The sequence below is a fragment of the Kutzneria kofuensis genome (assembly GCF_014203355.1).
Lineage (GTDB): Bacteria > Actinomycetota > Actinomycetes > Mycobacteriales > Pseudonocardiaceae > Kutzneria > Kutzneria kofuensis.
In genome coordinates this window covers 1,530,663-1,544,796 of the sequence record NZ_JACHIR010000001.1, presented here as the reverse complement: position 1 = coordinate 1,544,796, position 14,134 = coordinate 1,530,663, and the positions used below count along the sequence as shown (strand labels likewise).

13 protein-coding genes and 1 pseudogene are annotated in these 14,134 nt (G+C 70.4%); 5 read left to right on the top strand and 9 right to left on the bottom strand.

Annotated features, from left to right (window positions below; genetic code table 11):
* Window positions 1–17: 17 nt before the first annotated feature.
* A complete protein-coding gene (locus BJ998_RS06995) occupies window positions 18–641 on the top strand; it encodes a DJ-1/PfpI family protein (RefSeq protein WP_184859556.1) in 624 nt (207 codons plus the stop codon).
* On the opposite strand, the gene BJ998_RS06990 is transcribed toward BJ998_RS06995, so the two are convergent.
* From BJ998_RS06990 to BJ998_RS06970, 5 genes are all read right to left on the bottom strand, one after another.
* Entirely contained in the window at window positions 607–1,200 is a 594-nt protein-coding gene (locus BJ998_RS06990; protein ID WP_184859554.1) for a TetR/AcrR family transcriptional regulator, read from the bottom strand. The two genes, BJ998_RS06995 and BJ998_RS06990, sit on opposite strands and share 35 nt — an antisense overlap.
* The gene (locus tag BJ998_RS06985) at window positions 1,197–3,125 is read right to left on the bottom strand and encodes a YhgE/Pip domain-containing protein (RefSeq protein ID WP_184859552.1); all 1,929 of its coding nucleotides are present in this window, start codon (window positions 3,123–3,125) and stop codon (window positions 1,197–1,199) included. Before BJ998_RS06985 ends, BJ998_RS06990 begins: the two co-directional genes overlap by 4 nt.
* Window positions 3,122–3,784 carry an ATP-binding cassette domain-containing protein gene (locus tag BJ998_RS06980; protein ID WP_184859550.1) on the bottom strand — a complete coding sequence of 221 codons (663 nt, stop codon included), beginning with the start codon at window positions 3,782–3,784 and terminating at the stop codon, window positions 3,122–3,124. The genes BJ998_RS06985 and BJ998_RS06980 overlap by 4 nt, the downstream gene beginning before the upstream one ends.
* Before the next feature lie 99 nt (window positions 3,785–3,883).
* On the bottom strand, window positions 3,884–4,810 hold the full coding sequence (locus BJ998_RS06975) for a GNAT family N-acetyltransferase (RefSeq protein ID WP_184859548.1): 927 nt from the start codon (window positions 4,808–4,810) through the stop codon (window positions 3,884–3,886).
* Window positions 4,807–5,646: a class I SAM-dependent methyltransferase gene (locus BJ998_RS06970; protein WP_184859546.1), complete on the bottom strand. Its 840-nt coding sequence runs from the start codon at window positions 5,644–5,646 to the stop codon at window positions 4,807–4,809. The genes BJ998_RS06975 and BJ998_RS06970 overlap by 4 nt, the downstream gene beginning before the upstream one ends.
* A 190-nt stretch (window positions 5,647–5,836) precedes the next feature.
* Here BJ998_RS06970 and rpsA point away from each other — a divergent pair, with 190 nt between their 5' ends.
* Together rpsA and coaE are read left to right on the top strand one after the other, a co-directional pair.
* A complete protein-coding gene (gene rpsA, locus BJ998_RS06965) occupies window positions 5,837–7,306 on the top strand; it encodes a 30S ribosomal protein S1 (RefSeq protein ID WP_184859544.1) in 1,470 nt (489 codons plus the stop codon).
* Window positions 7,307–7,459: 153 nt separating this feature from the next.
* The gene (coaE, locus tag BJ998_RS06960) at window positions 7,460–8,656 is read left to right on the top strand and encodes a dephospho-CoA kinase (protein ID WP_184859542.1); all 1,197 of its coding nucleotides are present in this window, start codon (window positions 7,460–7,462) and stop codon (window positions 8,654–8,656) included.
* 141 nt (window positions 8,657–8,797) lie between these two features.
* Here coaE and BJ998_RS06955 read toward each other — a convergent pair whose 3' ends face one another.
* The 3 genes from BJ998_RS06955 to BJ998_RS06945 form a co-directional block, all read right to left on the bottom strand.
* Window positions 8,798–9,316: a ribonuclease FAU-1 family protein gene (locus BJ998_RS06955; protein ID WP_184859540.1), complete on the bottom strand. Its 519-nt coding sequence runs from the start codon at window positions 9,314–9,316 to the stop codon at window positions 8,798–8,800.
* A gap of 137 nt (window positions 9,317–9,453) precedes the next feature.
* Complete coding sequence (locus BJ998_RS06950) at window positions 9,454–10,005, bottom strand: ribonuclease FAU-1 family protein (protein ID WP_184859538.1); 552 nt, start codon at window positions 10,003–10,005, stop codon at window positions 9,454–9,456.
* An 84-nt stretch (window positions 10,006–10,089) separates the two neighbouring features.
* Window positions 10,090–10,740 carry a DUF4232 domain-containing protein gene (locus tag BJ998_RS06945; protein WP_184859536.1) on the bottom strand — a complete coding sequence of 217 codons (651 nt, stop codon included), beginning with the start codon at window positions 10,738–10,740 and terminating at the stop codon, window positions 10,090–10,092.
* Between the two features lie 351 nt (window positions 10,741–11,091).
* On the opposite strand from BJ998_RS06945, the gene uvrB reads away from it, so the two are divergent.
* Both uvrB and BJ998_RS47190 read left to right on the top strand, forming a co-directional pair.
* Complete coding sequence (uvrB, locus tag BJ998_RS06940) at window positions 11,092–13,245, top strand: excinuclease ABC subunit UvrB (protein WP_184859535.1); 2,154 nt, start codon at window positions 11,092–11,094, stop codon at window positions 13,243–13,245.
* 51 nt (window positions 13,246–13,296) lie between these two features.
* Window positions 13,297–13,434 (top strand): annotated as a pseudogene (locus BJ998_RS47190) (MmcQ/YjbR family DNA-binding protein); the annotation flags it as partial.
* Window positions 13,435–13,551: 117 nt separating this feature from the next.
* On the opposite strand, the gene BJ998_RS06930 reads toward BJ998_RS47190, so the two are convergent.
* Entirely contained in the window at window positions 13,552–14,082 is a 531-nt protein-coding gene (locus BJ998_RS06930; RefSeq protein WP_184859533.1) for an RDD family protein, read from the bottom strand.
* Between the last annotated feature and the right edge of the window lie 52 nt (window positions 14,083–14,134).

The window sequence follows — 14,134 nt, the reverse complement described above, 5'->3', positions numbered from 1 at the left end:
GCACCTAGCCTGCGCTCATGCACATCGCGATCCTGACCTTCGACGGATACAACGAACTCGACTCGCTCATCGCCCTCGGCATCCTCAACCGGGTCGACCGCCCCGACTGGCGGGTGTCGATCGCCGGCCCCACGCCCACCGTCCGGTCGATGAACGGCGTGCTGATCGAGTCCATGGCCACCCTGCGGGACGCCTGCGCCGCCGACGCCGTCATCGTGGGGAGCGGGTCGAAGACCAGGGAAGTCGTCGAGAACCCCGAGATCATGGCCGTGCTGCGGGGCCTCGACCCGAGTAGGCAACTGCTCGCCGCCCAGTGCTCCGGCGCGCTCGTGCTGGCCAGGCTGGGGCTGCTCGACGGGGTTCCCGCCTGCACCGATCTCAAGTCCAAGCCGTGGGTCGTCGCCGCCGGCGTCGACGTCCTCAACCAGCCCTTTCACAGCAAGGACAACGTCGCCACGGCCGGCGGCTGTCTCGCCTCGCACTACCTGGCCACCTGGCTCATCGCCCGCCTGGAGAGCCCGGCAGCCGCCGAGAAGGCGCTGCGCTACGTCGCCCCCGTCGGTGAGCAGGAGGAGTACATCGACCGGGCCCTGCGCAACGTGGGCTTCAGGGCCGCTCGGACACTCCCCGTACCAGCATGATCACGGACTCGCGGACCTCGCGCCGACTCCGCTGCGGCTGGAACACCTGCCAGTCCAGCGCCACCACGAGCAGCGTGCCGAACAGCGCCGCCGACGCCGTGCCCACCGGAACGTCCGGCGGTAAAGCACCGGCATCGGCCCGCCGCTGCACCACCTGGCGCACGATCGCCACGATGTCGTCCCGCAGCAGGCTCAACGTGCCGTGCCACTGCCCTGGCGTCCGCCACATCTCGCTCACCAGCAACTGCGCGAACGCGGGGTACTCGGCGAAGAACCCCAGCGCCCCGTCGACCAGGGTCTCCAGCGCCTCGCCGGTGTCGTCGACGTCCTCGGCGGCCCGCAGCCGCGCCGCCAGCAGCTCGACGCCGTGCCGGAGCAGGGCGTCGACGAGGCCGTCCTTGCTGCCGAAGTTGTAGTAGACGGTTCCCTTGGCCACGCCCGCCTCGGCGGCGATCTCGTCGACGGTCACGCCGGCCGCCCCGCGCTCGCCGACGAGGCGCAGCGCGGCGTCGAACAGCTTCTGCTTCGTCGCCGAGGTGCGGGCGGGCCGCGGCTTCACAGCACGAGTTCCGGCTTGAGGCGAGAGGGCGTCCACACCCTCTGCTTGTACGCGGCCAACACCGACAGCGCCAGCCCCACCACCAGATAGCCCCCGATCACCGCAAGATCGGTCCCGAGGGTGGACAGGGTTCCGCCGTAGAGCAGGTGCCGCAGGCCGTCGACCACGTAGCCCAGCGGCAGCGCGATGTGCAGCGGCTGCAACGGCCCGGGGATGGTCTGCCACGGGAACGTGCCGCCGGCCGTGGTCAGCTGCAACACCAGCAACACCAGGCCGAGGAACTTGCCGACGGCGCCGAGCAGAGCGTTCAACCCGTGCAGCATCGCGGTGAACGCGAAACCGGTCAGCACGAGGAAACCCAAGGTGCCCAAGGGATTCGACGGGTGCACGCCGACCAGCGTGGTCACGACGGCGAACAGCAGCACCACCTGCAGGAAGCTGAGCAGCGCCGCCGGCAGCCAGCCGCCGAGGGCCACGATGCCGGGCCGCTGCCGCGCCGCCAGCGCCCGCCGGGACAAGGGGCGCAGCAGCAGGAACAGCACGAACGCGCCGATCCACGTGGCCAGGCCGAGGAAGAACGGCGCGAGGCCGGCGCCGTAGGTGGCCGCGGTGGCCTGCCCGACCGCCTGCACGGTCACCGGGTCGCCGATGGTGTTGGCGGTCTTGGTCGGGTCGTTCGGGTCCGGGATCTTGCCGGCGCCCTCGTTCAGCCCGTCCCGCAGCTGCGCGCTGCCGTCGGCGAGCTGCTTCGTGCCGGACGCCAGCTGCGCCGCCCCGCTGGACAACTTGTCGGCGCCGTCGGTGGCGGTCTTCAGGCCGTCACGGAGCTGCGTCGCACCGCTGTCGGCCTGCGCGATGCCGCCGGCCAGCTGCGGGGCCGCCGCCGCGAGCTGCGACGCGCCGTCCGCGACCTGCCGCGAGCCGGACGCCAGCTGCTGGAGCTTGCCGCTGACGGTCTGGATCTGGCCGTTGGCGTCGTTGAGCGGCTTGCGGGCGTTGTCCAACGCCGACAGCACCTGGTTGACCTGGTCCGGCGTCAGCCCGTCGGCCTGCAACCGGGCCTGGATGTCGGAGCGGAGGCCGTCCAGGTTGCTGTTGAACGTCTGCGAGGCCGTGGCGATGGCCGACCCGCCGGCCGCGACCTGGGCGTTGCCGTCGGCGACCTGCCTGGCCCCGTTGGCCAGCTGCTGGGTCTGGCTCGGCAGGTTGGCGGTGTTGCTCTTGAGCAGGTCCAGGCCGTTGACCAGCTGGTTGGCCCCGTCCAGCAGCTTGTGCTCGCCGGTGGCCAGGTCCGCGCTGCCGGTGGCCAGCTGCTGCGCGCCGTCGTTGGCCTTGGCCGCGCCGTCGGCCAGCTTGGTCGCGCCGTCGGCGGCCTGCAACGTGCTGCTGCGGATCGTCGCGTAGCCGGTGAGCAGCTGGTCGGCCGCGGTCGTGCCGACCTTCTTCGCCACCGCCGCCCGCACCGCGTCCACGACCTTGTCGGCGATCGTGCGGGCCAGATAGTTGTTGGAGTCGTTGGTGGTCAGCTGGATGACGCCCTGGCGGGGCTGGTTCTTCGCCGGCGACGTGAGCGCCTGCGAGAAGTCCGCCGGCAGCGTCAGCGCGAACGTGTACCTGTTGTCCCGCACGCCGGCCTCGGCCTCGGCGTCGCTGACCCGGTGCCAGTCGAACTGCGCGTTGTGCAGCAGCTCGTCGGCGACCTCGTTGCCGGCGTTGAGCTGCTTGCCGTTGACCTCCGCGCCCTTGTCGTCCACGACGAGGGCGACCGGCAGCGACTTGAGGTTGTTGTACGGGTCCCAGTTCGCGTACAGGTACATAGCGCCGTACAGCAGCGGCACGATGACCAGCGCGACCACGGCGATCTTGGGCAGCTTGCCCGCGGTGATGCGGCGCAACTCGGTGGCCGCCAACCGGATGGGGCTCACTGGTCGTCCTCCTGAACCGGCATGAATGCCAACGTCTCGGGCTGTTCGCGGTCGCCGATGCGGGCCGCGGGCACGTCCAGCAGCCGCGCGGAGGTCTCGCTGCACAGCACCACCACGGCCAGGCCCTTCTCGGCGGCCTTGGCGGCGGTGTTCCACCAGGTGTGCGGGCCGGCGCCGTGCCGGTCGGGCAGCACGAGCACCAGCGCCTCGGTGCCGGGCCGCTGGCTCGCGGCCTCGACCAGCAGGCGGGTGCGGACCTCGGCCGGCACCGACTCGAAGCGGACGGTCGCGTGCTCACGGGCGTCCTGTGCGAGCAGCCAGTCGGCGACGGCCTTGCGGTTGGCCGGCTGGTGCGCGAACGCCAGCTCCTCGCCGATCACGACGCCCAGCGTGAGCGCCTCCTCGGGGGCCGACACGTCCGGCGCGTCCACGATCGCCACCCGCCGGCGCAGGCCCGCGTCGTCGGCCTCGCCGTCCAGCAGCACCGACCCGACGCTCGGCTTCATCCGGCCGCCCAGCGCCAGCGCCAGGGCGGTGTGGCCGGTGCCGGGCTCCCCGGCGACGAGGGCGAGTTCGCCCGTCCGCACGCGCAGCGAGGTCGGCTGCAGCAACGGGCCGTGCGCCCCGTCGATGCCGACGCTCTGGACGTGGATCTCCACCGAGCCTCCTTGAACTGACTGGTCAGTTCAAATAGTGGGGTACCCCGGTGCCGCGTCGCAAGCCGGGACGACGTGATCTCGACCCCAGCGTCCCGCAGGTCATCGAAGCGCGCCCGCCGGGCGCACCTCCCACTGGGTCCACAGCGGCCGGTAGCCCTGCCGGGGCCAGAACACCGACGACAGCGGGTTCGGCGGGTTGTAGTGCAGGAAGTAGCCGACGGTCCGATGGCCGGCGAAGTGATTGTGCACGACCGCCATCAGCTGCTGGCCGATTCCGGCGCCCCTTGCCCCCGGAAGCACCGAAAGACAGTTCACATATCCCCACAGGCCGATCGGCAGCTGCCGGCTGGTCTTCGTGACGGGCGTGTTGGCGATGATCCCCGTCTCGGCGAGGCCCACCACGACTCCGTCCCGCTCGGCCACCCACACGTCGTCGTTCATGCCCAGCCGGCCGGCGACCGACGCCCGGCGCATCTGCTCCGCCTCGGGGCGCACGATCGCCGCGCCGACCTTGGCCGAGAACCGGACCTCCGCCATGGCCAGTTCCACGACGGCGTCCTCGTCCGACGCCAGCGCCGGGCGAACGTTCACGGTCAGCGCGGGCGGCCGGACCGTGGTCGGCCGCCGCACCGCCGTGACCGTCAGCGGCTGCAGGCCGTGATCGAGGAAGACGCGGGTGCAGTCGACGTCCCGGCTCGGCCAGACCACCGTCGCCGCCGTGTCGACACCGCGGTCGCCGACCCGGTCCAGCCAGTGTCGGAAGGCTCGCAGCACCGCGTCCATGCCGGCCGCGCCGGTGGTGCCGACCAGCGGCTGCAGTTCGTACGTGTCGGCGGCCGACCACAACCACGACGGCATGCCCGGACTGACCGTCTGGCGCGCGACCACCGCCGCGACCCGCGTGCCGTCCGGCAGTGCGGCGTTGATCACTTCGCCCGGTTCCGGCGCCGGCGCGGGCGGCAGCACCCGGTCCAACCGCGCGAAGTGCTCCTCCTGCGCGGCCAGCAAGGTGTCCGTGACCGTCATGCCGGCCGTCGGCAGCGGAAGATCGCCGTGCCCGGGAACAGCCGGCCGCGCAGCGGGCTCCACTGGCCCCACTCGCGGTCGTGCCCGGCCGGCCACTCCGGCTCGACCAGGTCCTCCAGCAGCAGGCCGGCGCCGGCGAGCTGGCGCACGTAGTCACCGAGGGTGCGGTGATGCTCCACGTACGTGGCGTTGCCGTCCCCGTCCACCTCCAGATAGGGAGTGCGGTCGAAGTAGGACTGCACGACGGTCAGGCCCATCGGGCCAGGGTCGTCCGGGAAGATCCAGCGCATCGGGTGCGTCACCGAGAACACCCACGGGCCGCCCGGCCGCAGCACCCGGGCCACCTCCCGGAACACCGCGCCGGCGTCGGCCACGAAGGGCACGCCGCCGAACGCCGAGCAGGCGGCGTCGAAGCTCTCGTCGGCGAAGGGCAGCTGGTCGGCGCTGGCTCGCACCAGCGCCGGATGCAGGCCCGTGGCCTCGTTGCCGGCCACGGCGTGGCGCAGCATGCCGGCCGAGATGTCGAAGCTGACCGCGTTGGCGCCTTGGGCGGCCAGCCAGCGGCCGCAGGAGGCCGCGCCGCAGCCGACCTCCAGCACCGAGCGGCCGGTCACGTCCCCGAGATAGCCGGCGTCCGCCTCGCGGACGCCCTCCGGGCACCAGACGAAGTCGGCGTCGCCGAGGAAGGCCCCGTGCTCGGCCTGGTAGTCGTCCGCGTCAGCGTCCCACCAGGCAATACTCGCGCTGCGGGACTCCGCGCCGCCCACCTCGCGCTTGGCCGCGCCCGCCGTGCCGAGCACGTCCTCGGCGCCTGCGTAGCGTTCTTGCGTGCTCACACTGCTCCTTCTGGGGACCGGGTTTGCCCGGCCGTCACGGGCGCGCGTACGATATGGGCCGCGTAGTAGGTTCTGCGCTGCCCAGAACTTTGGACTCAGTGCTTCTTGACAACGGCCTGGAGTTTCGGTGGCGCACGCAGCACGACAACTTCAGGCCCTTAACCCAATCCGTACCGGAGCAACCCACCTAATGTCCACCGACACCACCATTGTCCCGGCTTCGACGACCCCGAAGCAGCAGATCGCCGTCAACGATATCGGCACCGAGGAGGACTTCCTCGCCGCTATCGACAAGACGATCAAGTACTTCAACGACGGCGACATCGTCGAGGGCACCATCGTCAAGGTCGACCGGGACGAGGTCCTGCTCGACATCGGCTACAAGACCGAGGGCGTCATCCCCTCGCGCGAACTGTCGATCAAGCACGACGTCGACCCGAACGAGGTCGTCAGCGTCGGCGACGAGGTCGAGGCCCTTGTCCTGCAGAAGGAGGACAAGGAAGGTCGCCTGATCCTCTCCAAGAAGCGCGCCCAGTACGAGCGCGCCTGGGGCACCATCGAGGCCCTCAAGGAGAAGGACGAGCCGGTCAAGGGCACGGTCATCGAGGTGGTCAAGGGCGGTCTGATCCTCGACATCGGCCTGCGCGGCTTCCTGCCCGCGTCCCTCGTCGAGATGCGCCGGGTCCGCGACCTGCTGCCGTACGTCGGCCGCGAGCTCGAGGCCAAGATCATCGAGCTGGACAAGAACCGCAACAACGTGGTCCTGTCCCGCCGTGCCTGGCTGGAGCAGACCCAGTCCGAGGTCCGCAGCGAGTTCCTCAACCAGCTGCAGAAGGGCCAGGTCCGCAAGGGCGTCGTCTCCTCGATCGTCAACTTCGGCGCGTTCGTCGACCTGGGCGGCGTGGACGGCCTCGTGCACGTGTCCGAGCTGTCCTGGAAGCACATCGACCACCCGTCCGAGGTCGTCGAGGTCGGCCAGGAGGTCACCGTCGAGGTGCTGGACGTCGACATGGAGCGCGAGCGCGTGTCCCTGTCGCTGAAGGCCACCCAGGAAGACCCGTGGCGCCAGTTCGCCCGGACCCACGCGATCGGCCAGATCGTGCCGGGCAAGGTCACCAAGCTGGTTCCGTTCGGCGCGTTCGTCCGGGTCGACGAGGGCATCGAGGGCCTGGTCCACATCTCCGAGCTGGCCGAGCGCCACGTGGAGATCCCGGAGCAGGTCGTCCAGGTCAACGACGACGTCATGGTCAAGGTCATCGACATCGACCTGGACCGTCGCCGGATCTCGCTGTCGCTGAAGCAGGCGAACGAGGGCTTCACCACGGAGACCGAGTTCGACCCGACCCAGTACGGCATGGCCGCCGAGTACGACGCCGAGGGCAACTACATCTACCCCGAGGGCTTCGACCCGGAGACCCAGGACTGGCAGGAAGGCTTCGACAAGCAGCGCGAGGAGTGGGAGCGGCAGTACGCCGAGGCCCACCAGCGCTACGAGGCCCACATGAAGCAGATCGCCAAGGCCGCCGAGGCCGACGCCGAGGCGCAGGGGGAGACCAACTACTCCTCCGGCAGCACCGAGGCTCCTGCTCAGAGCGGCGGCACCCTCGCCAGCGACGAGCAGCTCGCCGCCCTGCGCGAGAAGCTCTCCGGCGGTCAGTGAGTAGCCGGTAGTCAGCTGAGCGACTGAGGGGCCTGTGCTCGCGGAAAGCGCGAGCCAGGTCCCTCAGTCGTGTCTTGTGGGGGCCGAGCCCCCACACCCCCACGCCGGGGGGCAAGCCCCCGGACCCCCGATGCGAGCTGCCACAATCGGCGCATGTTGCAGGTGGGGTTGACGGGTGGGATCGGGGCGGGGAAGTCGACCGTGGCCAGGCGGCTGGCCGAGCTCGGGGCGACGGTGGTCGACTCGGACCGGATCGCCCGGGAGGTGGTGGAGCCGGGCACGGACGGCCTGCGGGAGATCGTCGCGGCCTTCGGGGACGACGTCCTGGCCGAGGACGGCAGCCTGAACCGGCCGGCGCTGGCCGCGAAGGTGTTCGGCAACGAGGAGAACCGGGCCCGACTCAACTCGATCGTGCACCCGCGGGTGCGGGACCGGGCGGTGGAGCTGACGGGCAAAGCCCCAGCTGACGGCATCGTGGTGCAGGACATCCCGCTGCTGGTGGAGAACGGCATGGCGCCGGCGTTTCACCTGGTCGTGGTGGTCGACGCGGACGTGGAGCTGCGGGTGCACCGGCTGACCACCAGCCGGGGCATGGACGAAAAGGACGTACGGGCGCGAATCGCCGCGCAGGCGTCGGAGGAGCAGCGCCGCGAGGCGGCGGACGTGTGGCTGGACAACAGCGGCGCCGAGGAGGACATCCGGGCGGCGGTGGACGAGCTGTGGCACAACCGGCTGCTGCCGTTCGAGCGGCACGTCCGCGAGGGCACGTACCCGGAGCGCGGCGGCCCGAAGATCGTGGACTACGACCCGGAGTGGCCCCGCCAGGCCCGCCGCCTGATCGCCCGCCTCAAACTGGCCGCAGGCGACAAGGCGCTGCGCGTCGACCACGTGGGCTCGACCGCCGTGCCGGGCCTGGCCGCCAAGGACGTCATCGATCTGCAGATGACGGTCGCCAGCCTCGACGACGCCGACGCGCTGGCGGAAACCCTTACCGGAGCGGGATTCCCGGTGCGGCCGGAGTTCACCCGGGACACTCCCAAGGCGACGGACCCGGACCCGGAGCACTGGCGCAAGCGCATGCACGTCAGCGCGGACCCGGGCCGCTGGGCCAATCTGCACATCCGCGCCGCCGGCTCGCCCGGCCGGCGCTACGCCCTGCTGTTCCCGGCCTGGCTGCGTGCCGACGACGAGGCTCGCGCCGAGTACGAAGCCGTGAAACGTGAGACGGCATCGCGTTTCGCCGACATCCCGACCTACGCCGACGCCAAGGAGCCCTGGTTCGCGCAGGCCGACGCCCGGGCCGAGGCCTGGGCGGAGCGGGAAGGCTGGACGCCGGACCCCGCCGCCTGATCCACCAGGAGCCGCCGGTGTCGCCGGATTCCCCCGGCGACACACCGAAGTTGGTCCCCGCCTAACGGAGCCGCAAGCGTGGCCGGGCGGGGAACGACCACTGCGACTTCGCCCGGGACGCGCTACCGGGCGAGGAAGTCCTTACAGGGGCGGCCAGACGTCGAAGATGTCCAGGTGGTTCAGCCACGCGTTGAGGTCGTGGCGGAAGTGGCTGATCTCCTCGAGCGTGCGGTGCACGGTGCGCAGCGCCAGGTCGGCGTCGCCGGGACGCAGCACGCGGCCGGCGACGGCGGCGGCGAACTCCTCGGAGCGCACGATTCGGGCGGTGGTGCCGCCGGGAACGGCCAGGCCCAGCAGCAGGTCCGTGGTCCGCCAGGACCGCGTGTCGCGCTGCACCCGAACCGCGGTCAGCGTGCTCGGCGTCGGCCGGCCGTGCCGGGAGCGCGGGCGCTGGTGGGTCAGGCGCAGCCCCAGGTCGGGCAGCAGCCAGGTGACCTCGCAGTCGATGAACGGATCCTCCGGCGTTGGGCATTCCATCCGGAGCCCCCACCGTTCCACCACGCACGTCGTCAGGTGTCGGGTGCCACCGGACGAATAGGTGCGGACCCCGGTGAAGGTGTCGACGGTGTCGACCAGCTGCGGAGTGATGACCGTTCCCACGCGACCCGAGGGTAGCCGTAGGTGTTCGTCCGGTGACCGTCCGGGTCGATTCGTTACATCACGCATTGTGGCCGTTTGGATACCGAATGGGTTGCGAGCGTCTCCATCAGTCGAACGGCTCTTGACCGTGATTCCCGTCATCGGCTATTGGCCCAGGTGAGTTCGACGCCCTCGGCGGCCAGCCACCGCTGGATGTCGTAACCGTGCGCAGCGATCCCGGCCACCGCCCGGTAGGTGTCCTCCAGGGCCGCCTGCGCGTCCTGCGCGCCGAGCACTCCCAGTCGCACCGCGGCCATCAGCTCGTCGGTGTCCAGCACCTCCACCTCGCGGCCGGTACGCACCAGCAGGTCCAGATAGAGGTCCACGGTCCGCCACACCTGCTCGCCGGGCTGCACGCGGACCACGTCGACGTAGAAGTCGAAGTCCCGCTCGTGCCCGGGCCACCAGCTCTGTTTGGTGACGCGTAGCCCGTGCGACGGCAGCAGCCACGACTCGAAGTGCTTCAGCTTCGGGTGCCCGACCACGGCCCGCGACATGTACAGGCCGTGCTCGGCGAGCCGGTACTCGTCGACCGCGCGCACCTGACGCTTGGGGTCCGTGTTGGTCATCGCGGCCAGATCGAACAGCTCGACCTTCGGCGGATGGACGTGGGCGTCGCCCCGGACCTGGATGGGCAGCTGGACGGTCATGTGGACATCGTCTGACCTGCGGGGCCGTCGCTGCCATCCTCCGGCAGGGTCATATTCCGACCGCTGCCGGACGGTGGCGTTCGGTCAGCTGGTGGCCGACTTTCCGACGCTGCTCACGGTGAGCAGCGGGCCGACGTTGCCGGAGCAGCTCTCGCCCGCCGTCGGCAGGAACATCGCGGCGGTCTCGTTCGGCGGGTAGACCCGCAGGCCGCGCACGTCGACCCGCTTGCACTGGTCGGCCGGGTACGGGTCCGGGTTGACCATGACCAGGCCGGCGGTGGTGCTGCCGCCGGGACGGAGCGTGACCGCCGGGCCGAGGTTGCCACTGCGGTTGGCCGGCAGGCCGACCTGCTGGCCGCTGTCACCCGTGACATACGAGACGCCGGGGAAACCCTGCAGAGTGCAGGTGCGCTGGCCGACATTCGTGAACTGCAGCGAGGTGTACGTCTTCTGCATGGCGTGGTCGGAGTCGTGGCCGAAGGACAGTTTCAGCTCGCTCGACTTGCAGTTCGACGGATTGCTGGCCACGACCGGCTGTGGGTCATTGTTGCCCGTTTGCGGCGCGTCGGTTCCGGTGTCGACCGACTGTGCCGGTGTGGTCGGCGTGGACGCGCTCGTGGTGGCGTTTCCGCTGGTGATGGGCGTGACCGTGGCGGAGATCTGGGCACCGCCGCAGGCGCTCAGCGCGAACGCGCCGGCGACGCAGGCCACTCCGACAGCAATGGTGGAACGCATGGTGTTCTCCCCGACTTCGCGGCGCGGCGAATTGTGGATCAAATATCGCCCTGCCGTGGTGGATCTGATACTTGGAGGATGTTCATGCGGCCATTAGGTTGACGCCATGTGATCTGGATTACAGGCGATGAACCTCGGGGGAACCCCGCGTGTCGCGCTCTCGGGACCGCAGCGAGTCCCGCTCTCGGGACAGTGCGAGCGTGGTGCGTCGTGTGGGTGGTGTCCCGAGAGCGGGACTCGCTAACCCGAGAGCGCGACACGCGTTTCCAACTGGTCCGGCGGGGTCGATCTCCTGGGTTGGCGGGGGCCTTCGCCGGAAAAGTGTCGGGGGGTCGTCCTACCCTGGGAGGCGTGGCAGATTCACCTGTGCTCGCGTCCTCGCAGTTCCGGCCCGTCAGCGACATCCCGCGCGCGGACGGCCGGTTCAAGGTGGTCGCCGACTACCAGCCGTCGGGCGACCAGCCGCAGGCCATCGCCGAGCTCGAACAGCGGCTGAAGCGGGGCGAGCCGGACGTGGTGCTGCTGGGCGCCACCGGCACCGGCAAGTCCGCGACGACGGCGTGGCTGGTGGAGAAGCTGCAGCGGCCGACGCTGGTGATGGCGCCGAACAAGACGCTGGCCGCGCAGCTGGCCAACGAGCTGAAGGGCTTCTTCCCGGACAACGCCGTCGAGTACTTCGTCAGCTACTACGACTACTACCAGCCCGAGGCGTACATCCCGCAGACGGACACCTACATCGAGAAGGACTCCTCGATCAACGAGGACGTGGAGCGGCTGCGCCACTCCGCGACGATGAGCCTGCTGACCCGGCGGGACACCATCGTGGTCGCCTCGGTGTCGTGCATCTACGGCCTGGGCACGCCGCAGTCCTACCTGGACCGGTCGGTTCAGCTGAAGGTCGGCGGCGAGGTGGAGCGCGACCTGTTCCTGCGCGCCCTGGTCGACGTGCAGTACACCCGCAACGACATCGCCTTCGCCCGCGGCACGTTCCGGGTGCGCGGCGACACCGTGGAGATCATCCCGGCGTACGAGGAGCTGGCCGTGCGGGTCGAGTTCTTCGGGGACGAGATCGACCGGCTCTACTACCTGCACCCGCTGACCGGCGAGGTGGTGCGCGAGGTCGACGAGCTGCGCATCTTCCCGGCGACCCACTACGTGGCAGGGCCGGAGCGGATGGAGAAGGCCATCGCCGGCATCGAGGCCGAACTGGCCGAGTCGCTGGCCAGGATGGAGAAGCAGGGCAAGCTGCTGGAGGCGCAGCGGCTGCGGATGCGCACCACGTACGACATCGAGATGATGCGCCAGGTCGGCTTCTGCTCCGGGATCGAGAACTACTCGCGGCACATCGACGGCCGCGGCGCCGGCAGCGCCCCGGCGACGCTGATCGACTACTTCCCGGAGGACTTCCTCCTGGTCATCGACGAGTCGCACGTGACCGTGCCGCAGATCGGCGGCATGTACGAGGGCGACGCCTCGCGCAAGCGGAACCTGGTCGAGCACGGCTTCCGGCTGCCCAGCGCGCTGGACAACCGGCCGCTGACCTGGGAGGAGTTCCAGGACCGGATCGGGCAGACGCTGTACCTCTCGGCGACGCCCGGCCCGTACGAGATGGGGCAGGCCGGCGGCGAGTTCGTCGAGCAGGTGATCCGGCCGACCGGCCTGGTCGACCCGCAGGTGGTGATCAAGCCGACCGAGGGCCAGATCGACGACCTGGTGCACGAGATCCGGGTGCGGGCCGAGCGGGACGAGCGGGTGCTGGTCACCACGCTGACCAAGAAGATGGCCGAGGACCTCACCGACTACCTGCTGGAGCTGGGCATCCGGGTGCGGTACCTGCACTCCGAGGTGGACACCCTGCGCCGGGTCGAGCTGCTGCGGCAGCTGCGGCTGGGCGACTACGACGTGCTGGTCGGCATCAACCTGCTGCGGGAGGGCCTCGACCTGCCCGAGGTGTCGCTGGTCGCGATCCTCGACGCCGACAAGGAGGGCTTCCTGCGGTCGGGGACGTCGCTGATCCAGACCATCGGCCGCGCCGCCCGTAACGTGTCGGGCGAGGTGCACATGTACGCCGACAAGATCACCGACTCGATGCAGTACGCCATCGACGAGACGAACCGCAGGCGGGCCAAGCAGATCGCGTACAACACCGAGAACGGCATCGACCCGCAGCCGCTGCGCAAGAAGATCGCCGACATCCTCGACAAGGTGTACGCCGAGGCCGAGGACAGCGAAGAGGTGAAGGTCGGCGGCTCCGGCCGCAACGCCTCCCGCGGCAAGCGGGCCACCGGCACCGAGGGCGGCAAGGCCGTGTCGTCGGGCGTGCTGGTCGAGCGGGACGTGAAGACCATGCCCCGGGCCGAGCTGGCGGACCTCGTGCAGCAGCTGACCGACCAGATGATGGCCGCCGCGCGGGACCTCCAGTTCGAGCTGGCCGGCCGGATCCGGGACGAGATCGCCGACCTGAAGAAGGAGTTGCGCGGCATGGACGCCGCCGGCCTGAAGTAGTGCTGACCGGTCACGGGGGTGGGCGCCGCCGCCCGCCCCTTACGGTGAGGCATGGATCTGGACGCGGTGATCGCCCACTGCCTGGCCAAGCCCGGGGCGCGGGAGACCTATCCGTGGGGTGACGGGGAGCTGGTCTGCAAGGTCGGCGACAAGGCGTTCGCGTTCATCGGCATGGACAGCCGCAGCGTCGGCGTGAAGTGCGGGAGGACGGCCGAGGAGGCCGACGCCTGGCGGCAGCGGTATCCGCGAGCTGCTGGACCGCTCGTACGAGGAGATCGTCGCCAAGCTGCCGAAGGCGAAGCGGCCCTAGTCGGCGACGACGCGGGTGCCGGTGAGCCAGTCGTGCAGGGCCCGGCGCTGCGGGTGCACGAGGGCGAGGCCGATGCTGATCGGCACGATGACGTAGACGCAGGCGAGGCAGAAGCACGCGGTCTGCTCGGTGCCGAGATGCATCCACAGCCGGCTGAGCCCGAGATGGGCGAGGAACCAGGGGAAGAGTTTGATCGCCGTGCGCAGCGCCAGCTGCCCGGCGTTGGCCTTGGAGCCGTCGGCCCGGACGACGCGCAGGCCCACCCGGCGCTTGCCGAGGCTGCCCTGCGACCGGCTGTTCTCCGACAGCACGAGGTAGATGCCGACCGGCACCAGCCCGATCGCGAGGGCGGCCAGGTCGGCGGACAGTTCGCTGGTGGCGCTCCAGTGCGGTTCCAGGCCTAACGCCCGCAGCCCGATCGCCACGCCGCCGAGCAGCAGCAGCCAGGCGAGCGCGACCAGGCAGTCCACGAGGCAGGCCTCGGTGCGGGCCCTCGACCCGGCCCGCGGCTGGACATGACGCGGCATGCTCACCCCCGACCGAACTGCTTCAGCCGACAACAAGATCATTAGATCACGT